A 24,577-nucleotide genomic window follows, 5' to 3' on the forward strand; every position below is an offset into this window, starting at 1 on the left:
ATTTTTTTCATTCGAATATTTGAACAGGTGAAGTTATGAGTGGCCCATCTCAACCAAAAGTCATTGGTGAAGACTGGAGTGATGATAGGGTAAAAGGTTTTCTGGACCTGAAGCCTTACGACAATCGTGATCCTGACTATCACGTACTGCGCGAATCCTATGAATATATGCTGGCCGGTGACTATGCTCGACTGGTGAAGTTCTTTGTGGAAGCCGGACGTAATATCAATGCTCTGGGCCCGGACGGCGAAACCATGCTGGATCGCGTAAGCGGGCATGCCAAAGGCCAGGATTATGCCGCACTGCTCAAAGACGCCGGAGCTAAGTCGGCTTCAGAAATTTAGGCGCTTGCTGATTAATTTCAGAATCAAGTGCAGAAAACAGGGAGACTGTGTCAGCCCTACATCGCAGGACACAGTCTCTAAGCGTTATATTGCCTTTCTGTTTTGATGGACTTGGCCAGTATTGGTCAATGCAGATCGATCTCAATGGTCTTGGGTTTTGCTTTTTCGACCTTTACCAGTCTCAAGGTTAATATGCCGTCTTTGTACTCTGCACGGATGTTGCCTTCATCAACATTTTCCGGCAGTTGGAAAGATCGGGCAAAGCTTCCGTAAAAACGTTCAATGCGGTGATGCTTTTTATCCTGGTCTTCTTTTTCCAGATGGCGTTCGCCCTGGATTCGCAGGATATTATCTTCCACCGAGACTTTGACGTCCTCTTTGTTAACACCCGGCAGTTCGGCCTTGATAAGGTACTCTTCCTTGTTTTCAGTGACATCAACAGCCGGAGCCCAGTCCGCTTTCCGCATTAGCTCATTACTTTCGCCGTTTCTGGGAGCCGTTTGAATTGACCGGTTGTATCGGTCGAGGATGTCCTCAAATTCACGGAACGGATTCCAACGTGTAATAGCCATAAAAATACCTCCAAATGAGTGGATAAATTACTATTTAAACAAGCATTTAAACTACATTTTGGGGTGACGTCACATCCCGCTACGCTGCGTTGTACGGTATAAATAGTATCCACTTTGGAGGTTTTCAAGGGCTGTTTTTAAACCAGCGAAAGTATTTTTGATCCAGGTCAACGGAGCAGATATCAGTCCTTGGTGTTGCTCCATTCGTCCAAATGTTGATTTTTGAGTTTGACGTAGTTGGCAGCGGTATACGTAAAATAACTCATCTCTTTTTCAGAAAGCGGGCGGGCCTGTCGAGCGGGACTTCCAACATAGAGATACCCGCTTTCCAGGACTTTGCCGGGAGGAACCAGACAGCCGGCGGCGATCACCACATCATCCTCAACGACAGCACCATCCATGATGATGGCCCCCATCCCTACCAGAACTCGATTACCGACAGTACACCCATGTAACAGTGCCTTATGGCCAATAGTGACATCATCACCAATATGTAAGGGAAAGCCTGCAGGATTGTAGGGGCCGGCATGGGTGATATGTAGCACTGATCCGTCTTGTATGCTGGTGCGAGCGCCTACCCTGATGCGATGCATGTCGCCACGGACAACGGTCATTGGCCATACGGACACATCGTCTCCCAGCTCTACGTCACCAATCACCACAGCGCTTGGATCGATCATCACATGTTGACCAAACTTGGGGTGGTGGCCTTGAAAGGGACGGATGGACATATAACTTCTCCAGCTGGAATGTTTTGGGATTGAGTAAAGCAGACTCTATTCTAGGCCTTCTTCCTGATATGCTGAAGGCATTGGCTGTTGGCGATCCACTTGAAAATTATTATCGTTAACCCAACATAAAGAATTCATGTAATTGATCAGGATATGGCTGATGACAGATCCCGTGCTTTCAGACCCTCAACTACCCACCTTTTCCTCAATTTCACCAGATAGAATCAAGCCCGAACTGCTTGAACTGTTGAACAGCAATCGTCAGCGGATTGCCAAGCTGGTGGAAAATCCTGAAGCCACCTGGGATACCCTGGCACAACCGATGGACGATATGTCCGATCAATTGAATCAGATGTGGTCGCCGGTCAGCCACCTAAACAGTGTGCTGAACAGCGACGCTCTTCGTGAGGCCTATAACGGCTGTATACCGGAGTTATCCCAATACAGTACTGAAATCGGTCAGAACAGAAGCCTGTATGAAGCGTACGCTCATATTAAATCATCAGGAGAATTTCAGCGGCTGAACGAAGCCCAGCAGAAATCGATTACCAACATTCTGAGAGATTTCCATCTTGCCGGGGTGGACCTTGCTGATGAGAAGAAAGCGAAATATAAGGAAATATCCCAGCAGTTAGCCGAACTTGGCAGCAAGTTCAGTGATAACGTATTGGATGCCACTCAGGCTTGGAGTAAGCACCTGACATCCGAGGAAGCTCTGAAAGGATTACCGAAATCTGCGCTCGCAGGTGCCCGGCAGGCGGCAAAAAGCCGAAATCTGGAAGGTTATGTCCTTACATTGGATTTTCCCAGCTATTACGCCGTCATGACCTATGCGGAAGACCCTGAGTTGCGCCGGGAAATGTATGAAGCCTACAACACGCGTGCTTCTGATCAGGGGCCCCATGCCGGGCGCTATGATAACTCCCGGATTATGCAGGACCTTCTCAGGCTGCGTAGAGAAAAGGCCCTGCTCCTGGGGTTTGAAACATTTGCCCACTACTCACTGGCCACCAAGATGGCCCAGTCCCCGGAAGAAGTACTGGAGTTTCTGAACGACTTGGCGGAAAAGTCCGTTATGCATGCCCGAAAGGAGTTTGCAGAGCTGGAGGCTTTTGCCCGTGAACAGGGAGCAGATACCGTTGATGCCTGGGATGTCAGTTATTACGCGGAAAAACTGAAGCAAGAGCGCTATGCCATTTCGGAAGAAGAGCTGAAGCCCTATTTTCCAGCGGCTAAAGTCATCAATGGTATGTTTACCGTGGTAGAGCGCCTGTTCGGGATTACCCTGGAAGAGGTCAGTGATTTTGAGACTTATCATCCTGATGTGCGCTATTTCAGAGTGAAGGAAGATGGTCGTGAGATTGCCAGTATCTACATGGATCTCTATGCCCGGGAAAACAAACGTGGTGGTGCCTGGATGGCGGATTATGCCGTGCGTCGCCGCCTCGATAACGGTCATATACAAAAGCCGGTGGCATTCATAACCTGTAACTTTGCCCCTGCCACCGATGAACACCCTGCCCTGTTGACCCATAACGAAGTCACCACATTGTTCCATGAATTTGGACATGCTCTGCATCATATGTTGACCCAGGTGGATTGTTACGAGGTTTCAGGCATCAACGGAGTGGCCTGGGATGCGGTCGAGTTGCCGAGCCAGTTCCTGGAAAACTGGTGCTGGGAGGAAGAGGCGTTGGCCATGATTTCCGGTCACTATGAGACCGGCGAGCCTTTGCCCAAAGACCTGTTGGACAAAATGTTGGCAGCGAAGAACTTCCAGTCAGCCATGATGATGGTGCGTCAGCTGGAGTTCGCTCTGTTTGATTTCCGGTTACACCATGAGTATGCCGGTGAGGAAAACTTTGACATTCTTGCCCTGATGAATGAAGTCCGGGATAAAGTGGCGGTGATCAAAGCTCCGGCTTTTAACCGCTTTCCCCATAGCTTCAGTCATATATTTGCCGGCGGATATGCGGCCGGCTATTACAGCTACAAATGGGCAGAAGTGCTGGCGGCTGATGCCTTTTCCAAGTTTGAGGAAAATGGCGTTTTTGATGCAAAAACCGGTCGTGAGTTTTTGCACTGTATCCTGGAAAAGGGCGGTAGCCGAGAACCTATGGACCTGTTTGTGGAGTTTCGTGGACGGCCGCCCAAAGTCGATGCGCTGTTACGCCATAGCGGGATTCTCCCTGAGGCGGTTGCATCGTGAAAGTCATCAAGCGCTTTATTGCCGGGGCTGTTTGTCCCCGGTGTGGGGTGATGGACCGCATTGTGTCATACAGCGACGAGCAGCAGCGCCAGGTGCGCGAATGCGTGGAATGCGGATTTAATGAAAGATTGCGGGATGTGGATACTCAACCTGGAAAGCCAGAGGAACTGGAAACACGGGTTACCCGCAAGAAAGAACCCGCAAATGAGGTGAAAGCACAGCCCATTAAGTTTTTCCCACGAATGCCGGGTAAATCAAAACCGGGCAATGATTCTTCCGGTGAGGACGTATAGTCTACCGATGAAGACTGCTAGTCATGTGCAGGGAGTCTGATCAACAGGCTCCCTGCATAAAATTCAGGTGGATGCCATGGTTTTCCAATAAGTGGATCCAGGCGTCATTGACCGGTTGCCAACGGCAATCATTGGTCAATTCCAGATACTTATTCAAATCCAGATGATAATAGTCCGGCATGCTGACCAGCTGTCTCAGAGTGACTTGAATTGCCTGGTCTATTTCATTGGAAAAAGGTTCGCCAACCAGGTGATGGGCAAGAAGATTGGCCTGGGTGGCCTGTAACTCACAAATCGGGCTGTTACGCAGACTGTGATTATTCTCGTATAACTCCTCGATTAAACGATGAGACTGATAGGCGCGAATCAGCAATCCATCCAGTCCGGTGTGGCGCAATACCAGAACGGACGGGTGCACGAAGTAGTTGATCGACAGATCAATAAACGGCTTAAACAGCTTATGAGTCCGGCTTGTCGCCGCACAGTCGGCTACGCATTCGATAATGCGAGGCGCTAGCTCGATGTATTCGATGACAAACTGACTTAGATCTGCAACCGGCTCTGATCCTTTGAGCGAGATGACTCGATGTAGCGATTCAAGTTGATTCACAAGCCAGTTGGCGTAGTGTTTCGTCTTGAGTTCCGATGCTTTTGCCTGGTTGATGATCCCGTATACTGCTTCGAGGCTCATCCGATATCCAAATTCCACAGGGGCTGCGGGTGTTTTGCATGGCGCCTTAGCCGGACTCTCAAGGTGCGCTCAACCCTCACGGGAGGCCCTGAGATAACGCCATTTATTGCCGATCGTCGTTCATATAGAGGCACTAAACTTCTCCCCCTCGCGCTGAAATGCCGCTTTACGAGGCAGGCGCATAGTTGTGTTCAACATGAGCGCCGTATGAAACGCCTACAGACCTTCGTGTGGCACTAATTGTTTAATAGGAAAACTTGTTTATATTGACTCCTTCAGTGTAGACAAGGGACACCAAACCTGCGTAATTCAATTTGCCTTTAACCAGCGTTGATGGCGGGTTATGTGACGGTAGTAGCACCATTGAATCAACCCTCTGGCGCCCAGAAAAGTGGTCATGGAAAACCAGAGTCCATGATTTTGAAAGGATTGTGTCAGCCACCAGCACGGAAAAAAGACGAAGAAGACCGAGAGCACAATGGTATTACGCATTTCTTTCGCTTTAGTGGCGCCAACGAAAATGCCGTCGTAGAGGTAGCTCCATACGCCGACTAACGGGAGTGCAATCATCCATACGATGTAAGTAAGCGCACGCTCACGTACAGATTCAATATCTGTAAGAAGGTTGATGATCCAGTCACCGAAAAGCCAGAAGCAAATCGATACCGTTCCGGCAGTGATCAAAGACCAGATACCGCTGATTCTGACGGCATCCTTAAACTGATCAAGACGCCCTTTGCCAACTGCTTCGCCACATAATGCCTCAGCCCCGTTGGCAAATCCGTCGAGGGCGTTAGAGGTCAGCATCAGAAAAGTGAGGAGTACCGCATTGGCCGCCAGTATGTCCGTACCTAACTGAGCCCCCTGGGCAACAAAAAAAGCGAAGGTGAAAAGCAGCAGAATGGTACGCAAAAACAAGTCAGCATTAAATTTCAGCAATCGAATAAAGGCATCCAGCCGCCACAGCTCCGGTGCGGTCATTATTTGCATCACATAGCCATACCGGTTTCCACAACACAGCCAGAGGCCGACGATGGCCGAATAATACTCTGCCACCGTTGTGGCAAGCGCCACACCGTCTGCTCTCATGCCGAGTCCCATGACCAGAAACAGATCCAGAACAATATTCACAATGTTAGTACTTACTGCCAGGAAAAGAGCCGCCCGGGTTTTCTGGTTGCCGATTAGCCACCCCGTGATGGCGTACTGGATCAGGATGGCAGGAGCACTGTATATGCGTATACCTGCGTAAACCTCCGCCTGTGGCCACAATTCTGCGGAGGTTTGCATCAATTTCAGGCCCACAGGCAATATCCACCACTGATTGGCAAACAGCAGCAGGCCGATTCCCAGTCCGATAACACAAGCCTGGATCAGGGTGCGGTATAGCCTGTCATCATCGCCGGCGCCCCATGCCTGTGCAGATAGACCGGTGGTGCCCATCCGCAGAAATCCAAATGCCCAAAATATAAACGTGAACAGATTAGCGCCTAATGCCACGGCACCGAGATAGAGCGGAGAATCGAGGTGGCCCAATACGGCAGTATCCACCAGACCCAGCAGAGGGACGGTGATATTGCTCAAAATCAAGGGCCATGCCAGTGCCCATAAACGACGGTGTAAGGACATAAAAATTCCCTGCTATGCCTGAAAATACGTCACGATTATGACAGCACTGCGACAATTTTGTGCATAAAATCAACCCACTAGAGATTTTGTTTAAAGCTGCATTGAACATTTGCCAGCCAGATCAAAAAATGTCTATACTGAGCCTGCACCATGCATTCGACTTCCTACATAGCAGTTTTTTACTGGGAAGTGTCTGGCAGTAACAATAACAAATAACACTGTGGAGACACCTTATGTTGTCAAGAAGACGCTTGATGGCGTTGGCTTTGCCATGTCTTGCTGTGCCTGTATTCACCCATGCCGATTGGCAGGTCAATATGACCAGGGGGGTGACGGACATCAGTGAGTCTGTTTTCAACCTCCACATGACAATTTTCTGGATCTGCGTGATCATAGGGATCGTGGTTTTCGGAGTCATGTTCTGGTCGATCTTTGCTTATCGAAAAAGCAAGGGTGCCAAGCCTGCGCAGTTTCATGAAAGTACTACCGTCGAAATAATCTGGACCATCATACCTTTCGTTATATTGATCGGTATGGCAATTCCCGCCACGGGGACCTTGATGAAGATGTACGATACCAGTGATTCTGAACTGGATATCAAGATCACGGGTTACCAGTGGAAGTGGAGATATGACTACCTGAAGGACGACTTTGGGTTTTTCAGTACCCTGGCAACATCGCAGGATCAAATCTACAACAAAGATCAGAAGGGCGATCACTACCTTTTGGAAGTGGACGAACCTTTGGTCATTCCCGTCAACAAGAAAGTGCGTTTCCTGGTTACGGCCAATGACGTTATCCACTCCTGGTGGGTGCCGGATCTGGCGGTCAAACGGGATGCCATTCCCGGCTTCGTCAATGAAGCCTGGGCTATCGTCAAAGAACCTGGAATCTACCGGGGCCAATGTGCCGAACTCTGTGGCAAGGATCATGGATTCATGCCGATCGTGGTGAAGGCCGTTTCCGATCAGGAATACCAGGAATGGGTGCTCGCCAAGCAGGAACAGGCGCGGCAGGAATACGAGCTGAAGAATAAGCAGTGGACATTGCAGGAGCTCGTGGATCGTGGTGAACAGGTCTATCTGAAAAACTGTGCCGCTTGCCATCAGGCTTCCGGTGAAGGTTTACCACCCGCTTTCCCCGCACTCAAAGGCAGTGCTATTGCTACCGGCCCCATCGAGAATCATATCAATACTGTGCTTCATGGTGTATCCGGTACGGCAATGCAGGCGTTCGGCCCGCAGCTCAGTGAAGTGGATCTGGCAGCAGTGGTCACTTATGAGCGTAATGCCTGGGGCAATAACAAAGGCGACATGGTGACGCCGCAGGAAATTGCCGAAAAGAAATAAAGGGATTTGGATTAGCGCCTGTGGCTAAACAAAGCGTAAGTCTCTCAACCACGATAACAACATACATATAGAGGAGAGTGACCATGAGTGCGGTAGTTGGCGAACACCACGACGACCATCACCACGGTCCGGCCAAAGGGCTGACTCGCTGGATATTTACGACCAACCACAAAGATATCGGTTCCATGTATTTGTGGTTCAGTTTCATCATGTTCCTGATTGGCGGTTCAATGGCCCTGGTTATTCGGGCAGAGTTGTTTGAGCCGGGAATGCAGATTGTTGTACCGGGATTTTTTAACCAGATGACGACCATGCATGGTCTGATTATGGTATTTGGGGCTGTCATGCCCGCATTCGTGGGGCTGGCCAACTGGCTGGTGCCCATGATGGTGGGGGCGCCGGATATGGCTCTACCCCGCATGAACAACTGGAGTTTCTGGATTCTGCCGTTTGCTTTTACCCTGTTACTGTCCTCGCTGTTCATGGAGGGTGGAGCACCTAACTTTGGCTGGACTTTTTATGCTCCGCTGTCCACCACCTATGCACCTCCAAGTGTGACCTTTTTCATCTTTGGCGTTCATATGATGGGGATTTCCTCCATCATGGGAGCCATCAACGTGATTGCCACCATTCTTAACCTGCGGGCACCGGGAATGACGTTGATGAAGATGCCGCTGTTCGTGTGGACCTGGTTAATTACAGCGTTCCTGCTGATTGCGGTAATGCCGGTTTTGGCAGGGGTTGTGACCATGATGTTGATGGACATCCACTTTGGTACCAGCTTCTTTTCAGCGGCTGGCGGCGGTGATCCAGTCCTGTTTCAGCATGTATTCTGGTTCTTTGGTCACCCGGAAGTGTACATCATGATTCTGCCGGCCTTCGGTGTGGCTTCACAGATCATTCCCACATTCTCTCGTAAGAAGTTGTTTGGCTATCCATCGATGGTTTACGCCACCGCTTCAATCGCCGTACTGTCTTTCATCGTCTGGGCGCACCACATGTTTGCGGTCGGGCTGCCATTGGCGGGTGAGTTGTTCTTCATGTACGCCACCATGCTGATTGCAGTACCAACCGGGGTGAAGGTGTTCAACTGGGTATCGACCATGTTCCGTGGTTCGCTGACATTCGAAACCCCGATGTTGTTCGCTATAGCCTTTGTGATTCTGTTTACCATCGGTGGTTTTTCCGGCCTGATGTTGGCGATTGCCCCTGTGGACTTCCAGTATCACGATACCTATTTCGTGGTGGCACATTTCCATTATGTGCTGGTACCGGGAGCGATATTCTCCATTTTTGCCGCCGCTTATTATTGGCTGCCGAAGTGGACCGGTCATATGTATGACGAAGCTCTGGGGAAAGCGCATTTCTGGCTTTCTTTTATCGGCCTCAACATGACCTTTTTCCCAATGCATTTTGTCGGCCTTGCCGGTATGCCTCGGCGTATTCCTGACTACGCGATGCAGTTTGCGGATTTCAACAGGATTTCCAGTATGGGGGCGTTCCTGTTCGGAGTGACGCAATTGTTATTCCTGTTTATTGTCCTCAAGTGCATTCGTGGTGGAAAACAGGCGACAGCACAGGTATGGGAAGGTGCGGAAGGCTTGGAGTGGACATTGCCATCGCCTGCTCCCTACCACAGCTTTACTGAACCTCCTCAGGTGAAATAAGGCATTACCAGAGAATATGGATATTTAAAGGAGCCCGACCATGACAAGTGACAATACCTCCGCAGGACAAAGCAGCAACCGTAAGGTGGTGGTCTGGGCGTTGGGTATTGTCGTGGGGATGTTCGGATTCGGCTTTGCCCTGGTACCGTTGTATGAGGTTTTCTGTCAGGTCACAGGTCTGAATGGCAAGACCGGTGGCCGTTATGAGGTTTCTACAACGGTCCAGGTGGATGAAAGCCGCCAGATCCGGGTGCAGTTTCTGACGAACACCAATGAGAACATGCCCTGGCAATTCAAACCCCTGGTCCGGGAAATCAAGGTGCATCCAGGCGAACAGATGAAAGTGGAATTCTACGCCAAGAATACAACGGGTGAGATGATGGTGGCTCAGGCAGTACCGAGCATCTCACCTTCGGAAGGTGCAGAATTCTTCCATAAAACGGAGTGTTTCTGCTTTAACCAGCAAATTCTTCAGCCAGGGGAGGATATCAACATGCCGTTGATTTTCCTTGTTGATAAAGATCTTCCCGAAGGGCTACATACGCTGACACTTTCCTATACCCTGTTTGATGTAACCGAAAGAACAACAAAAACAAAGAGCTAACTGCCACAGGAGGACCTATGGCGACTCAGCAAAGTTACTACGTACCTGAACAGAGCAAGTGGCCGATTATCGCCACGATTGGATTATTCACGACCCTTGTTGGTGTCGGGACAGTCCTGATGAATAATTCAAAGGGAACTGATCCGACCACCGGATGGTGGATGTTCGGGATCGGTTTTACCATCATGGTCTATATGCTGTTTGGCTGGTTTGGCAATGTGGCCAAAGAAAGTATGGCTGGTCTTTACAGCGCTCAGATGGACAGGTCGTTTCGTTGGGGAATGAGCTGGTTTATTTTCAGCGAAGTGATGTTTTTCTCTGCCTTCTTCGGCGCATTGTTTTATGCACGCTTCCTCGCAGTGCCCTGGCTCGCCGGTGAAGGTGACGGTGTCATGAACACATTGCTATGGCCTGATTTTGAAGGCACATGGCCTTTACTGCAAAATCCCGATCCCACTAAGTTTCCTGGTCCCCAGGAGGTCATCGACCCTTGGCATATTCCCTTGCTGAATACCCTATTGCTGCTGACTTCCAGTGTCACCATTACTATTGCTCACCACAAAATAAAGACGGATGAGCGCAGTAAGGTCAAGCTTTGGATGGCCATTACGGTACTGCTGGGCGCTACCTTCCTTGGTTTCCAGATCTATGAGTACATTCATGCCTATCATGAACTTAATCTGACATTGGCCTCTGGAATCTATGGCACCACATTCTTCATGTTGACCGGATTTCACGGCATGCACGTGACCCTTGGAGCCATCATCATTTTTGTCATTTTGATGCGCTATATGAAGGGGCATTTCTCGGCCAAACAGCACTTTGGTTTTGAAGCTGCCGCCTGGTATTGGCATTTCGTGGATGTGGTCTGGGTTTGTCTGTTTGTGTTCGTCTACATTTTGTAGCTTTGTGACAGGTGTGATGTAGGTTGTAGATGTGAAACGCTGCTGAACAGCAGCGTTTTTACTTGAAACCTGAGATGCCCGAATTGGAAAAGGATATATTTCAATGAGGTGTTGGGTTGAGTTCCAGGTGGCCCGTGGCCAGGAGAATAATGACGAGTAGTATAAGGGCAACTGAAAAGCCGACACGGAAGGTCAAAGCCTTGGCGGTGCGATTACTGCTGCTGGAGTCCTTGACGAGAAAGAACAGTCCGCTGAACAGGCTGCCGATGGCGCCGAGAAGTAAAAGTCCAATTAGTAGTTTCATAAGCCAGCCATTCGTATTGTTTTTTTCTCAATATAACAAACCCGTCGGTGACCTTACAGATATCCTTCACCCGATTAAACACGCCACGGAAGTCATGCGGCAGATACTCAACATTGCGGTGCCGAAATGAACTGGAAGCTATGGTGTGTCGCAGCAGTATTATTCCCGCTCATGTTGGGGTTGGGGATATGGCAACTGCAGCGGGCTGACGAAAAGCGGGCTGCATTGGACTTGTTCCATGAACAAATGGATCAACCGGCACAGAACTGGAATGCGTTCTCCCAGAAACCTTCTGCTTACGTCAAAGTGTTTGCGAAAGGACATTATCTGGATCAGGATTGGCTACTGGACAACCAGATTGAAAATGGACAATTTGGGTACCGGATATATACCCCTTTTTGCTTTATGAAGTTACAGGAGAGTACTGCAGGAAGACTCTCTCAGAATCCGTGTTTGTTGGTCGACCGGGGATGGGTGGCAGGTGATCTGGATCGTAAGATATTACCGATTTTGCAACGTCCAGAGGAAAGCCTTGAGATAGCGGGTCGAACTGACCGGCTAACTTCAACGATAGTTCTGGGAGACAACGAGCCGCTTGCTGAATCTCCCTATCGGGTACAACAGGTTCAGCTGGAACAGATAACCACCATGACGGGAGTTTCCCTGTCTCCCTGGATCATCCACCTAATGCCCGGGCAGCCTGGTGTATATCAACAAACCTGGCAGCCGGTAGTGATGGGGCCCGAAAAACATGTGGGATATGCTGTCCAGTGGTTTGCCATGGCAACAGTGCTGGCCGGTCTGGTGTTGTGGAGACAGTTTAAACCCGAGCACTCTGTTCGCGAGACTTCCGAACCATCTGATCCGGTAATCTGACAGTAAGAGTCAAATACGAATAGATAAGCGTAAGTACGAAGATAAGTGGAAGCAATCTATGAATGAAATGTTGGAAGAACAACCTGCACCCCGATCCAGAGGGCGATTGAAACTATGGGTGTTGATTGTGATTGCTGCGGCCCCACTGGTTATTGCAGCAATCATGTATTTTGGCCATATTGGTGTGCCCAGCGGAACTACCAATCACGGCACGTTGATGTTGCCACCTTTGCAGGCTGAAGATTGGAAATTAAGAGACATTCAGCAAACTGATCCAGGTTTCATTCAATACGATGGTAAGTCCAAGTGGGTCATGCTGGTGGTGGGTTCAGGTGAATGTTCCACAAGATGTGAAGAGGCCTTGTACCTAACTCGTCAGGTAAACGTTGCATTGGGCAAGGAAATAGACCGGGTGACCCGATTGCTACTGGTTCCCGAGAATGTGCCGGGACTGGAGCAGGCTTTGACCGGGCATGAATCACTGGTGCGTCTGAAGTTTGCACGGGACGAATATGAAGGCCTGCAACAGGCGCTGAAAGAATACGATATCGGCCTTCAGGGGTACGATATCCTGCTGATGGATCCATTGGGAAACATCATGATGCACTACTCCAGTACCCATACCGGGAAAGATATTCTTGAGGATCTTAAACGGCTTCTCAAAGTATCCAAGATTGGGTAGAGTGAAATAGTCGAAAGACGTTAGTCATCCAGGGAAAGAAGACTTCTGCGCAGGTAACAAATAAACGCCTGCGGAAGAATAAGAACAAGATAAGAACAACAAGAGGCTATGTGATGGATTATGTCGCGCCGCCCAAACAAGCTTACCCCTTAGCGACCCAAACCCGACTGGTCTGGCTTCGAAGGTTGGCTTTACTCACCACATGCTGGGCTTTTATTGTCATTATGTTGGGTGCCTATACCCGTCTGGTGGATGCCGGTTTGGGCTGTCCCGACTGGCCGGGATGTTATGGCTTTATTACTGTCCCTAATGAAGCCCATGAGATTGCTGAAGCGGAAGCCAGATTTCCCCATGCGCCGGTGGAAGTGGCTAAAGGCTGGCCGGAAATGATTCATCGGTATCTCGCCAGTACGCTCGGCCTGTTAATATTTTCCATGGCAGCACTTGCCTGGAAAAAAGCGAAAACCCTACCTGAAGGCATCTCTCTTTTAAATCCTCCAAGAAAGCATACCCTGATACTGGCTGCACTGGTGGTTGTTCAGGGACTATTCGGCATGTGGACGGTGACTCTGAAACTATGGCCCCAGGTGGTGACTGCCCACCTGTTAGGTGGGTTCACCACGTTCAGCCTGCTTGCAGTACTTTGTATGAGATTATTTGATCAGGCCGCTCCTGTGACCGCAGAGCAGAAGACCTCCATTCGCCGGTTAAAGCCGCTGATTTCGATCGCAACAGTCCTGCTGGTTGTCCAGATATCCCTTGGTGCCTGGGTAAGTTCTAATTATTCAGCATTGGCGTGCACCGGCTTCCCTGCCTGTAACGGTGAAATGTGGCCGTCCATGGACTTTCAGGATGGGTTCAATGTGACTCAATCAATCGGGCCGAACTATCTGGGAGGCGTTCTTCATCACGATGCGCGGGTGGCTGTACACATGGCACATCGGCTGGGAGCGCTGCTGGTGACAGTGGTACTTGGTATAACGCTCTTCCTGGCATGGCGCAGGGGAAGCAACACCTGCTTGCGGGGACCTGTGATCCTGGCGAGCGGCCTTTTAGGAGTTCAGATTTGCCTGGGATTGACCAATGTGCTGGCTCTGATTCCCCTTCCGGTGGCTGTGGCTCATAACGCCGTCGCGGCATTATTACTGGTAGCCTGTTTATGGCTGGCCTATCGCGTATGGACAGCTAAAACCGGCGCGCCGGTTCCAAATTGAGGTAAAGGAGAAATGACTATGAAGCACACTCTGACACTGACATCCGATACCTCCTGGCGCGATTACTATGAGTTGTGCAAGCCGCGTGTCGTTGCACTGATGATTCTGACTTCCGTTGTGGGCATGTTATTGGCCCTGGACAATGGTATTCCATGGCATGCACTGTTCTGGGGAAATCTGGGGATTGCATTGATGGCCTCTTCTGCTGCGGCGATCAACCATATCGTGGACCAGAAAATTGATGCGGTGATGGCTCGAACCCAGAAGCGCCCGATCGTACAGGGACGTGTTGATAACCTCCATGCACTGTTTTTCGCTTTTACTCTGGCCATCGCAGGAATGTTGATATTGGTGATGTGGGTTAATCCACTGACTGCCTGGCTGACCCTGGCTTCACTGATTGGTTATGCGGTGATATACACGCTGTTTCTGAAGCGGGCCACGCCACAAAATATTGTTCTTGGAGGGCTGGCGGGTGCAGCTCCTCCTTTGTTGGGCTGGACGGCGGTCACCAATTCAGTGGACGGTCATGCCTTGCTGCTGGTGTTGATCATTTTCGCCTGGACCCCACCTCATTTCTGGGCGTTGGCCGTGCATCGGAAAAAGGAATATGCATCTGCCGGTATTCCGATGCTTCCCGTCACTCATGGTGAGCGTTATACAAAGCTGCATATACTGCTGTACACCTGTATTCTGTTTGCCGTCACGTTATTGCCCTTTATCACCGGCATGTGCCATTGGATTTATTTCGTGTCCGCAGTGGTATTGGGGTTGAGGTTTCTTGACTGGGCCGTTGCCATGTGGCGGGATTCACGTCCCCATGCAGCCATTAAGACATTTAAATACAGCATCACCTACCTGATGTTGCTATTTGTTGCGCTGTTGGTGGATCACTATATCCCAATCAGTCTCTAAGGGGCTGGCCAGGATTGGTCCATTGAGCACAAGAGTCGACACATTTTCTGCATCTACCGTGGAGACCGCTGGCAAAACTTGCGGGTCTCCACAATATTTCTATTGATTCGTTCAATTCTTTCCTTGCGACTTGGTATCCAAGTCTCCATTGTTCTAAAATTTTCTGGCACTTTTAGGCGAAGTTTTGCCTGCATCATAATAATGACATCCGCATAGGCAGTTTATGTTAGAGCTTGTTCGTAAGCAGTTAAATCTGGCTGACATTTCCCAGCCGATGGAATCCGTCACCCATGTCGACGAAAAACAGGAAGTGATTCCTGAATGCGTCGATGTCACCAGAGAAGGGAAAGCCAAAATCTGGAAAGCGGTTGAACAGCTCTACAACACAGGAACCCAACCGGCTATAACCCTGTGTATCAGACGCAAGGGGAAAATACTTCTGAATCGTGGCATAGGCTACGCCAGAGGGAATGGGCCCGGTGACCTTAAACATGACTTTACCCTTCCCGCAACGGCCGACACTCCTGTTTGCCTATTTTCCAGTTCCAAGGCAATGACGGCCATATTGATGCATAAACTGGCAGAACAGGGTGCGATAAATCTGATGGATCCGGTAAGTTTCTATCTGCCGGAATTCAGTAAACATGGTAAGCAGAACATCACCATTCATCAGATTCTCTCCCATCGAGGCGGCATTCCAGGGCTACCCACCGGTGTCCCGGTGGATACCCTGTATGACAATGATGAAGTCTGGCGGTTGTTGTGCGATGCGAAACCCATCGCTGTTGACGGTGCCAAGCTGGCTTACCACGCGATCACCGGTGGATTCGTACTCGCTCGCGTTTTGGAAAAAGTCACCGGGAAGAGCATTGGTAAATATCTGGATACCTATATTCGAAAACCGCTCGGCATGAAGTACTTTACCTTCGGTATAGCAGAGAAGGACCGGCATTTGGTGGCAAAGAATTATGCGACTGGACCTAATGTGCCTTTTCCGGTTTCCTGGGCGATTAAACGAGCGCTGGGAGCGACATTTCCGGAAGCCGCGGACATATCCAATAATGCTGCCTGGATGGATGCGGTTATTCCCGCTGCTAATATGTATGCAACAGCGGAAGAAGTCAGTCGCTTTTACCAGATGTTGCTGGATCACGGACGCTGGAACGGAAAGCAGGTTCTTCAGCCTTTGACAGTTCAACGGGCGGTTCAGGAGTTTGGTGGCTGTACCTTTGATCGAACAATGATGATTCCGATGCGATACAGTGCAGGTCTAATGCTCGGTGGAGATCCTATAGGACTGTACGGTCCAAATACCGGTCGGGCATTTGGACATATCGGATTGATCAATAAATTCTGTTGGGCTGATCCGGACCGTCAAATCTCCGTTGCGCTGCTGACCACTGGATTATCCCTGATGTCCCATCATCTACCAATGTTAGCCGTGTTGTTAAGGCAGATAAGCCATTACTGTGAACCAACGGTCATGAGGGCCTGATTTCAGGGAACCGCCGGATATGATTTATCTAGTTCCAACTCTTATCTTGTTCCAACTATTAACCTGTTCAAATGAATCGTAGCCCGCTCTAATTTTCACCGGACCATTTGTTGTTTTGCTGGTCGATGATGGTAATCACGCTCTTGAGTAGTTGCTTGAGTCTTACCTGCGTAGTGGTGCGCTCTACCACATGATCCACGGTACTCTGCAGCCGGTGAAGTTTCGGGCTGACATAGCGGATGCCGTCAGTAATCATTTCATAGGGATAGTGGTGATCCTGAATACTGAGTTTATTGAGCTCGGCAATTTCCTGGTTAAAAATACTCAGTACATCGTACACCGTGTCTTTATTTTCTATGGTCGATGCTTCCCAATACGCATCGTTTAATACTTCCAGCAAGCTCAGGAAAACACTGCTGGCGTCAGATATTTTGGAAGGCGTCATAAGGGCTCCTCACTCTTTATTCAGTATTCAGCCACGGGCGCTTTAGTTAGCCTTAGGACTTTGTTCAGCCACAGGCGTCTTATTTAGCCGCGGGTGTTTGCTCAGCCACGGGAGCATACACCGACAGTGAACGAACCATGCTTCAATGTAAGCATAGCAAATACTGGAAAAATCGCTTTTTGCTATTGTGTTTGGGAACTTACAGATGCGTCTGCGAACAGATATTTGGGTCAGAGGAATTCGAGAATAGAGTTGGAGTTGGTTAATTTGCATACAAAATGTTACACAATTTTGTGATCCGCCTCACAAGCAACGTGTAAGATAAGCGACTACACTGAGATTCTATCACTTTAGAAAGCCGTGTTTTCACTCGATAAATTGACGTCGCAGTAGAAAGGTAACCTGGTATGACCACGTTAGAGGCACAGCGTATAAGACTGTTGGAAGAGTTAAGAATTGCTGAGAGGGAACTTCAGGAGCTATCGGCTATGCCTGTGGTTGAGCCTACCATGGTCAATTTCTATGAAGACTTGTTATCCCGACATCGGGAAATGATCAGAATGATAGAAAGCCATCTGGGTTCCAATACTCAGGGCCAGTACAACAACACCGTATTGGTCGGCACATCAGGCTAACTGGTCTATCTTACGGGCAACGGCAGTCGCCCGATCCTATCACCTGTCAACGTACCCAGCAGTAGATGTCCCTGACCTTCCTCTACTGACGTCACTTCATAAACATGCTCTCCACTGGGATCCTGCAGATTGGATACCACTTCTCCCTGCTCATTTAATCCGAGGACAAACCCATAGTGCACGGGTTGCGGCTGCATAAAATTCGGTAGCTTGATGATCAGCTTTTTCAGTAAAGGATAGGGGTGGATACTATCAAGTTGAGCATTTCTCGGTGTTGCCAGCGCGAGCCAGAAAGTTCCTCGCCGGTTACCTGAAATTCCGTCTGGAATGCCCGGTAAATTATCGATAAATATGTCGTGGGTTCCGGCTTTGGGTCCCTGTATCCAGTATCGGACGATCCGGTAACGCCAGGTTTCATTGACCAGGACAAAATCTTCCTGAGAAGACAATGCGACGCCATTGGCGAAATACAGATTATCGAGTAATACCGTTACTTTATCCGTGGTGGGGCTATAACGCATCAAGCGGCCATAGGGCCTGGCTTCAATAGCATCCCAGCGATACCGTTCAATCGGCCACTTAGAGCTGGCATCGCTAAAATAGACATTTCCGGCCTGGTCAATGTCCAGGTCATCAGTGAAACCAAAAGGGATACCATCGGCCTCTGTTGCCATCACCTGTAGGGTGTTTTCTGCTGAAAGCCTGAGCAGGCCATTTTTGGCATCGGCAATCCACAGGTTACCTGCTGCGTCGAATTCCAGGCCGAGGGGCCTTCCCCCGGTGTTGACCAGAACCTCCTTTTTTCCGCTTTTATCGAATCGGACGATATCACCATTAGCGAGTCCAGCGACGATTCGACCCTGAGGGTCTTCATCCACATCCTCCGGCCCGTGAATATCGCCCAGGCCGATCAGATCACTTTGCGTCAGAAGATCGTTGGGTGCGAAAGGCCCGGACATTTCAGGAGGGGTTGGAGGCTCATAAGCAACCGGGTCAATTGGTGATGGAGAAAACAGGAAATAGACGACAAAGATAGCGATGGGGATGGCTATCAGAATGCCGACTTTTTTAGTTTCTTCAGAGATTATTCCCATGATTTCCCTTAAAAAAATATTTTCAGATGTTAGCTATGGCCATCAAGGAAGAATTGTAGGATAGCTAATGAAGTTATTACCAACAGAAGGAGGTGCATTGGCATTGATATCTGAATCGGTATCTGTCGTCACTGTGATGAATTCCTCTTCAAGACTATCCGCCAGTGGGGCATAAATGCGCTCTTCGACTAGCACAAGGTCGCCATCATTTGGATCCAGATTTTCGACGATCGCTCCCTGTCGTCTTCGAGTCAGGATAATCGCGGGTCTTCCCTCGCCATCCAGCAGAGTAAACTCGCATAGATGCTGTCCTGGAATCTTTATATGGGTTCTGCATTCAACGGAAGGTAAATCATCCTGCGGGAAAATCTGGATAAATCCGAGATCTGGTGTCGCAGCGCAGGCGGTCGTGTCATCGCCCTGATTAGTGGAGAATATTCTGACCGACTCCAATTCACCGCTGTTGTAACAGCCGTATTCGTAGCGGTTGTCGTAACTGGAAGACTGGCCGAAAAAGATCGGTTGATAGTCGGTATTAAATTCGGCTGCCAGCTGAAATTGCACCGTTGACGTCGAGTCGACATTTACTGTGGCTGAAGTACGAGTGTCAGTATTTAAACCAAGAACCGTTGAGGAGTCTTCTTCAGCATTGACATAAAGTGAAGTGAGTTCTGTCATTGATCCACCGTCAGGTAGGCGGTGAACCGCAACGGTTGCAGGATTCACGGTATCTTCTGAAGCATCCAGATCGATAATGACGGCACTGGTAATCAAGTCCCATTGCCCGTCAGACTCAAGAGATTCCGTGGTATACAGGTCGTGTGTTGCACTGGCTTTGACATAGTACTGGCCGAAATTATCACCAGGGATATCGATTGCCCTGTAAAGACCATGGAAATCCACGCCGCCGTCAAGGCGAACAGTCCTCACGCTTCCGGTCATTAGCCGGCTGAACTGAGCCCGGCCCACCATCTTGGTATTTTGGAGCAGTTCAGAAATGTCCGGAGCACTGAAATCGGAAGCGATAGTCGTGTCCGAGAATATCGGAAAGTAATAGGCGTCATTCAGGAACGTATCATTCTGCTGAAGGCTGGTGGAGTTGGCTGAAATGTACCATCGACGTTCAAACAGAATCTCAGGATTACTCAGGTCAGGTTTTTGTGCGTAGCTGGTGGCGACCATGGATCTGAAATCGCTGAAGTCCTGTAACGCAATCTGGCTAGGGGAACTCAGGTCCAGACTATCGACCCAGGTTTGGGATAGCTGCAGAATCCCGGTGCTGCTGGATAGTAGATACGATGTCATCATGGCTGCCGTATCACTGTCTATCTGGTCGAGCAGGTTATTTACCACGGAATGGTTCTGGTCGCTGTAGAATTCCTTCTGTGCGGCAACCAGTGATTTGGCTAGTGCTCTGAGGTCATAGTCATTCTTGGCCACATAGTCCTGCAGTAAGTCCAGTGAGGTATAGTTCAAACGCGCGCGAACAGTATTGTGAGCTTTACCGTAGGTGGTTGTTCCGTCACGCCTCTTAAGATAATCGTACTGACCTACCACTAATGTGGTCAGTGGGGTGACGGAAGTGGTTCCAGGAGGAGCTGCCAGGATATAACCGTCATCCACCAGCCCAGGCGCCTCATTGTTACCCGTCATATAGTCTTCATCCACTGAAATACCCGGCAGTATGTGGGCCATGATGCGATACTTCCGTGGGGATCCGAGACCACCCATCATTTCGGTCGTAAACGTGAACTTACCCCCTTCTCCGCTCATGACACGAGGCTCACCGGCGTCGAGCTGGTAGTTTTCGTTCACGTCCAGCCAAACCCTGGCATACCGCAGGTAACCGTCTATGACCCGGCCGGACAGATCGTTGGCTGACGATCCGGTAGAGCCGACCGGAGGTGTCAGGGTCTGCCGTTCGGGAATATTGGATTCCTGCCCCCCGCAGGCAGCCAATGTAAAGAGTACGGTGACAATAAGTGCGGAATTGTAAAGGTGCTTCGCCATGAGATTGATTTCTACTTATCCTTATAAGGGCGTGCGGCTGAACTTTCTAACTTTTCAGGTGGCTTCAGCTAAGTGAGCGCCATCGTTCAAAAGCTTTATCAAGTGGCAGAAAGTTCGTTATATACAATCGTAATGTGAGCAACGTTAACTAAGATTCAGGGCATATTCGTTGAAGGGCTTAACAAAAGATTACAAAACCTGTGAGAGATCAAACTTAACCATTCAGTGTGGAAGGGTTTCCGGGACGATTAAGGAGCTGCAATGTTAAGAGGCATGTTGCAGTTGCTGGCCGTTGCCATTCTGGGGGCTATGTTGGGGTGGATATTGATGAATGATGCCCAGAAACGTTGGGTCAAAATCCAGCTGGGCCTGGAACTCCCTCAACTGGAGACTTCTCGTCCTCAACCTCCTTTATCCGTGCCGGAAATGTCGATGAACGGATCTGGAGAAGAAGGTTTCTCCCTGCAGCGGCTGGGTGAAGTGTTTCAACAGCAATTCAATTGTGTTCGTCCTGAAACCCAGACAATCAGCGAGCAACCAAGAACACAGATATTCTCATGGGTGGATGCGGAAGGGCGCAGGCATTTTTCGGATCAGGCACCGGCAAAAGCTAAATCGGAAGATCTGAGCCAGCAGTACGGTGGAGAGTTGTCCTATTTCGACTTGAAGATTGACTCCCCCGACGGCTCAATTGCCACGGAAGTCAGGGATCGCCTCGAAACAGATATACGAGCGATCTATCGCTATCTGGGGCGGGACCTGGGGATTCAGCATATGCGAAAGGTATCGTTGAATCTGAAGGTGTTCATTCAGCCCGAACGGTTTGAAGCCTACCAGCAGGAACATGCCCCCGAGCTTTCAGGCGTCGCCGGGTTTTATACCACTCAGGGGAATGAGGCTGTCGTCCTGCAACGTACCCCCGAATATACGTTACGCGTCGCCCGGCACGAGGCAACCCATGTGATTGTGGCTGGTCTGTATGGGCGCACTCCCATGTGGTTTAACGAGGGACTGGCGGAATATTTTGCCGACTACGAGGCGAAGGCGATGAGCAGAACCCATGAGATTCCTGAATGGAGAGCTCAGCATCTCCGGCAGGTTGTGGATAATCATCAGCTTCCGGAGTTGGGAACGTTCTTGCAGGTGACGCCTGAACAGTGGCGTCGTGAAGACCAGGCAACCATGTATTCCCAAGCCTGGTCTGTGGTGGCGTTTATGATGGGGACGGCTGAGGGCCGGAATGCCATGGTGAAGATTATGAATCACTTATCGGAAAATCCCTGCTCAACGGTTCCTTCAAAGCAATGGGTGGATGACTATTTTGAGGGCGGCTGGGTGCGATTCGAAGATGAATGGCACCGTTGGCTGGACAAGAAGCTGATACAGCTGGCGCGAAAATAGACGAATAAAACTGGCCTAAACAGTCATTAATAAACGGGGAATAGTCGAAAAACAGGAGGCAAAAAAAGGCCTCGATTCGGAAATCCGGCACGAGGCATAAGGCACGAGCGTAGAGGTAACAGTCATCGTACAGAAAAGTACCCTGACTATCGGTAAAGAAAGATTTTGATGTGCAAGTCGGTTGCAGTATCAACAAAAGCTTTCTTCCCTTTTCCTATAGCAGCGCTCGTGCCAACTCCGATAAAAAATTATATGTTATTGATATATATGTACTTTGTTGATTTATGAGAGTCGCCACGGGGATTGACTATAGAATTTCCGGTGCCCTATTTGAAAACCTCGCGCACCAATGTGGGGCGTTATTCTGGCTTATGGTGGTCATCGACCTAAAGCCGAAACCCTACCTTTCTCCAGACCCACCCCAACAGTCCGAAATTCAATGTCATGATCAGGGCAAACCACCATTCCGTGGTGTTTTCCCACTGATCTTTGGCGGGGTTTTCCAGAGTCAGTGTGGCCCCCAGACTGACCAGCCCGATAATCAGGATGGCGAAAAGTAGTAGCATCATGATTCTGACCGGGGTCAGGTTGCGGGTTTCAGAGTTCTGCATCAGCGACCGATAAAGGAACATTTGCGCCAGAGCGGTGAAAGTAAAATACACGATGACACCGTAACGGCGGAGCAACTGGTAGATTTGCCCTTCGGTTCCGAGATAGCTGGCGTATAGGACAAGAAAGAGTGCCCCCAGGGTTCCGAGGATGGCAATGCACCAGGCGGTTACGGCTTGGTTGTGCCGGTGGATGAGAAAAGTGCGGCACATTTGCCAGCATATGACCATATATCCGGCAGTGAATATCATGCTGGCACGAAACAGGAAGATGGCATCGGATGATCTGACGGCTTTGCTGATTGATACGCATCCGTCCCAGTAGGGATTACACCAGGGAATCATATGTTGGCTGCTGCTCCAGAGCCAGCAGCCGTGAATACTGACCAGTGGCAGAAGACAGATGGTAATAGCGATGGTCACCGGCTGCATGAATGTCCTCCGGCATGAAGCCGGGAGTCTCTCCCGTCGTTATGAATATGGCTATGTTGAGTCGGGGGACTCTCTTTAATGAGATTGAAGAACTACATGGATATGATCAGTTTAGTGCTATAGTGATGGCAGGACAAAATCGCCGGTAATACCCGGTTAATCCAAAGGAAAAAAGAGAAGAGGACACCATGCGTTCCGAGCGTCTGGCATTGATGAGCCCCTCCCCCGGGACTCGTCGAGAGTTGTTGGTCTATAGATTTGGCAAGTCAGGTACAGGTCCCAAGGTATACATACAGGCAGGTCTGCATGCGGATGAGTGGCCGGGGCTGCTGGTGGTGCAGCACTTGTTGCCAATGCTTGCCGATGCCGATGCCCGAGAGCAGATCAAGGGTGAAATCATTGTGGTCCCCTACGCTAATCCCATCGGAATGGGCCAGAATGTATTCGGCTATGTTGCCGGTCGATTCGATTTAACCGGTACAGGTAACTTCAACCGAAACTTCGGTGATTTGTACCAGGACACCTACAGGCAGGTGGACGGCCGACTGGGGGAGAATGCTGAGGAAAACAAGCAGCTGGTTATTCAGGCTTTAAAGAATACCGTGGCTAATCTTCCATCGGATACTGAGTCCGCAGCCCTGAAAAAAATTCTGCTCGGGCTGTCTATTGACGCCGACTATGTGTTTGACCTCCATTGCGATGACCGCACCAGTGGTCATGTCTATTGTGTTGATAACCAGCTGGAAATAGCCACCGCGCTATGTCAACGCCTGGGATTTCGCTATCTGTTCACTGAAGATCTCAACGGGATTGTGGCTTTTGACGGGACCCATCTACAGCCCTGGCACTGGTTGCAGAAAGACTTTCCCAGAGCCGGCCTGCATATGCCCCCTTTGGCAGTGACGATTGAATATCGTGGGCAGTACGACGTCGAAGATCAGGTGGCCAGTGACGATGCCAGGAACCTGTTCGGCTTTTTGATGGATCGGGGCATTGTGAGCGGCGAGGCGGGAGAGCCGGTTCTGAAGGAGATATGGATCAGCTCTCTGCAGGCGGTTGATACGATGTATGCAGAAACCACCGGACTGCTGGTCTTCTCCGAAAAACTGGATACCTGGCTGAACAAGGGTGATATTTTTGCAGAGATTGTGCTGTTGGACGGGGAACCGAATCAACGCGTTCCCTGTCGGGCCAGAACTAACGGATACCTAATGGGATTGAGCCATCGTCGCCTGGTGCGCCCTGGCGACCAGATTGCGAAAGTGGCGGGCCAGGAGCCCCTGTCACACCGTATGGGCGGCAATCTGTTACAGCTCTGACAGCCCTGGAACAGGCGGATATGTTTGGTGAATCCGTAAGTTACCTCTCATAAGGTTTATTTGCCCGATAACAGGTTGTGAGATAGGGTGTCTCTTATTGACACTTTTCCACATAGGCCCAGGGATTAATTGATCCTGATACATAAGGAAAAT

General features: G+C 49.8%; 24 protein-coding genes. 15 read left to right on the top strand and 9 right to left on the bottom strand.

Translation table 11 applies throughout. The features are described from left to right. The first annotated feature begins 35 nt into the window (after positions 1–35). On the top strand, positions 36–344 hold the full coding sequence (locus BTA51_RS12335) for a PA4642 family protein (RefSeq protein WP_094707756.1): 309 nt from the start codon (positions 36–38) through the stop codon (positions 342–344). A 125-nt stretch (positions 345–469) separates the two neighbouring features. Here the strand turns inward: BTA51_RS12335 and BTA51_RS12340 are convergent, their stop codons facing one another. Next, positions 470–916, bottom strand: a complete 447-nt coding sequence (locus tag BTA51_RS12340; protein ID WP_094707757.1) for an Hsp20/alpha crystallin family protein — start codon at positions 914–916, stop codon at positions 470–472. Positions 917–1,098: 182 nt separating this feature from the next. After that, positions 1,099–1,647, bottom strand: a complete 549-nt coding sequence (locus BTA51_RS12345; RefSeq protein ID WP_094707758.1) for a gamma carbonic anhydrase family protein — start codon at positions 1,645–1,647, stop codon at positions 1,099–1,101. Positions 1,648–1,807: 160 nt separating this feature from the next. Here BTA51_RS12345 and prlC point away from each other — a divergent pair, with 160 nt between their 5' ends. Together prlC and BTA51_RS12355 are read left to right on the top strand one after the other, a co-directional pair. Further along, a complete protein-coding gene (gene prlC, locus BTA51_RS12350) occupies positions 1,808–3,856 on the top strand; it encodes an oligopeptidase A (protein WP_094707759.1) in 2,049 nt (682 codons plus the stop codon). Continuing rightward, positions 3,853–4,149 (top strand): YheV family putative zinc ribbon protein, encoded by a 297-nt coding sequence (locus BTA51_RS12355; RefSeq protein ID WP_094707760.1) that lies wholly within the window; start codon positions 3,853–3,855, stop codon positions 4,147–4,149. Before prlC ends, BTA51_RS12355 begins: the two co-directional genes overlap by 4 nt. A 40-nt stretch (positions 4,150–4,189) precedes the next feature. Here the strand turns inward: BTA51_RS12355 and BTA51_RS12360 are convergent, their stop codons facing one another. Further along, on the bottom strand, positions 4,190–4,840 hold the full coding sequence (locus tag BTA51_RS12360) for a hypothetical protein (RefSeq protein WP_246841023.1): 651 nt from the start codon (positions 4,838–4,840) through the stop codon (positions 4,190–4,192). A 309-nt stretch (positions 4,841–5,149) separates the two neighbouring features. Further along, positions 5,150–6,469 (bottom strand): MATE family efflux transporter, encoded by a 1,320-nt coding sequence (locus tag BTA51_RS12365; RefSeq protein WP_094707762.1) that lies wholly within the window; start codon positions 6,467–6,469, stop codon positions 5,150–5,152. Between the two features lie 233 nt (positions 6,470–6,702). On the opposite strand from BTA51_RS12365, the gene coxB reads away from it, so the two are divergent. From coxB to BTA51_RS12385, 4 genes are all read left to right on the top strand, one after another. Next, positions 6,703–7,818 (top strand): cytochrome c oxidase subunit II, encoded by a 1,116-nt coding sequence (gene coxB, locus BTA51_RS12370; protein ID WP_210404823.1) that lies wholly within the window; start codon positions 6,703–6,705, stop codon positions 7,816–7,818. A gap of 83 nt (positions 7,819–7,901) precedes the next feature. Then, a complete protein-coding gene (gene ctaD / locus BTA51_RS12375; protein WP_094707764.1) occupies positions 7,902–9,485 on the top strand; it encodes a cytochrome c oxidase subunit I in 1,584 nt (527 codons plus the stop codon). A gap of 40 nt (positions 9,486–9,525) precedes the next feature. Beyond that, the gene (locus BTA51_RS12380; protein ID WP_094707765.1) at positions 9,526–10,089 is read left to right on the top strand and encodes a cytochrome c oxidase assembly protein; all 564 of its coding nucleotides are present in this window, start codon (positions 9,526–9,528) and stop codon (positions 10,087–10,089) included. A gap of 17 nt (positions 10,090–10,106) precedes the next feature. Then, a complete protein-coding gene (locus BTA51_RS12385; RefSeq protein ID WP_094707766.1) occupies positions 10,107–10,994 on the top strand; it encodes a cytochrome c oxidase subunit 3 in 888 nt (295 codons plus the stop codon). 100 nt (positions 10,995–11,094) lie between these two features. On the opposite strand, the gene BTA51_RS12390 is transcribed toward BTA51_RS12385, so the two are convergent. Beyond that, complete coding sequence (locus tag BTA51_RS12390; RefSeq protein ID WP_094707767.1) at positions 11,095–11,298, bottom strand: twin transmembrane helix small protein; 204 nt, start codon at positions 11,296–11,298, stop codon at positions 11,095–11,097. A 126-nt stretch (positions 11,299–11,424) separates the two neighbouring features. Between BTA51_RS12390 and BTA51_RS12395 the strand changes: the two genes are divergently transcribed. The 5 genes from BTA51_RS12395 to BTA51_RS12415 all read left to right on the top strand — a co-directional run bounded on the left by BTA51_RS12395 (position 11,425) and on the right by BTA51_RS12415 (position 16,480). Then, the gene (locus BTA51_RS12395; RefSeq protein WP_094707768.1) at positions 11,425–12,174 is read left to right on the top strand and encodes an SURF1 family protein; all 750 of its coding nucleotides are present in this window, start codon (positions 11,425–11,427) and stop codon (positions 12,172–12,174) included. A gap of 58 nt (positions 12,175–12,232) precedes the next feature. After that, positions 12,233–12,856 (top strand): hypothetical protein, encoded by a 624-nt coding sequence (locus BTA51_RS12400; RefSeq protein ID WP_094707769.1) that lies wholly within the window; start codon positions 12,233–12,235, stop codon positions 12,854–12,856. Positions 12,857–12,969: 113 nt separating this feature from the next. Beyond that, positions 12,970–14,070, top strand: a complete 1,101-nt coding sequence (locus tag BTA51_RS12405; RefSeq protein WP_094707770.1) for a heme A synthase — start codon at positions 12,970–12,972, stop codon at positions 14,068–14,070. A gap of 18 nt (positions 14,071–14,088) precedes the next feature. Beyond that, the gene (gene cyoE, locus BTA51_RS12410) at positions 14,089–14,985 is read left to right on the top strand and encodes a heme o synthase (protein ID WP_094707771.1); all 897 of its coding nucleotides are present in this window, start codon (positions 14,089–14,091) and stop codon (positions 14,983–14,985) included. A gap of 223 nt (positions 14,986–15,208) precedes the next feature. Next, the gene (locus BTA51_RS12415) at positions 15,209–16,480 is read left to right on the top strand and encodes a serine hydrolase (RefSeq protein ID WP_094707772.1); all 1,272 of its coding nucleotides are present in this window, start codon (positions 15,209–15,211) and stop codon (positions 16,478–16,480) included. Positions 16,481–16,568: 88 nt separating this feature from the next. Here BTA51_RS12415 and BTA51_RS12420 read toward each other — a convergent pair whose 3' ends face one another. Then, complete coding sequence (locus BTA51_RS12420) at positions 16,569–16,925, bottom strand: hypothetical protein (RefSeq protein WP_094707773.1); 357 nt, start codon at positions 16,923–16,925, stop codon at positions 16,569–16,571. Between the two features lie 407 nt (positions 16,926–17,332). Here BTA51_RS12420 and BTA51_RS12425 point away from each other — a divergent pair, with 407 nt between their 5' ends. Next, positions 17,333–17,560, top strand: a complete 228-nt coding sequence (locus BTA51_RS12425; protein WP_094707774.1) for a hypothetical protein — start codon at positions 17,333–17,335, stop codon at positions 17,558–17,560. A 5-nt stretch (positions 17,561–17,565) separates the two neighbouring features. Here BTA51_RS12425 and BTA51_RS12430 read toward each other — a convergent pair whose 3' ends face one another. Together BTA51_RS12430 and BTA51_RS12435 are read right to left on the bottom strand one after the other, a co-directional pair. Further along, complete coding sequence (locus BTA51_RS12430; protein ID WP_246841024.1) at positions 17,566–18,654, bottom strand: SMP-30/gluconolactonase/LRE family protein; 1,089 nt, start codon at positions 18,652–18,654, stop codon at positions 17,566–17,568. Positions 18,655–18,696: 42 nt separating this feature from the next. Further along, positions 18,697–20,664, bottom strand: coding sequence for a hypothetical protein (locus BTA51_RS12435; protein WP_094707775.1), 1,968 nt, complete (start codon positions 20,662–20,664; stop codon positions 18,697–18,699). A 261-nt stretch (positions 20,665–20,925) separates the two neighbouring features. Here BTA51_RS12435 and BTA51_RS12440 point away from each other — a divergent pair, with 261 nt between their 5' ends. Continuing rightward, positions 20,926–22,065 carry a DUF1570 domain-containing protein gene (locus tag BTA51_RS12440; RefSeq protein WP_094707776.1) on the top strand — a complete coding sequence of 380 codons (1,140 nt, stop codon included), beginning with the start codon at positions 20,926–20,928 and terminating at the stop codon, positions 22,063–22,065. 386 nt (positions 22,066–22,451) lie between these two features. Here BTA51_RS12440 and BTA51_RS12445 read toward each other — a convergent pair whose 3' ends face one another. Continuing rightward, entirely contained in the window at positions 22,452–23,105 is a 654-nt protein-coding gene (locus tag BTA51_RS12445; protein ID WP_094707777.1) for a hypothetical protein, read from the bottom strand. 188 nt (positions 23,106–23,293) lie between these two features. Between BTA51_RS12445 and BTA51_RS12450 the strand changes: the two genes are divergently transcribed. Further along, positions 23,294–24,424: a succinylglutamate desuccinylase/aspartoacylase family protein gene (locus BTA51_RS12450; protein WP_094707778.1), complete on the top strand. Its 1,131-nt coding sequence runs from the start codon at positions 23,294–23,296 to the stop codon at positions 24,422–24,424. Positions 24,425–24,577 lie beyond the last annotated feature (153 nt).

This window comes from Hahella sp. CCB-MM4 (genome assembly GCF_002260525.1).
Lineage (GTDB): Bacteria > Pseudomonadota > Gammaproteobacteria > Pseudomonadales > Oleiphilaceae > Hahella.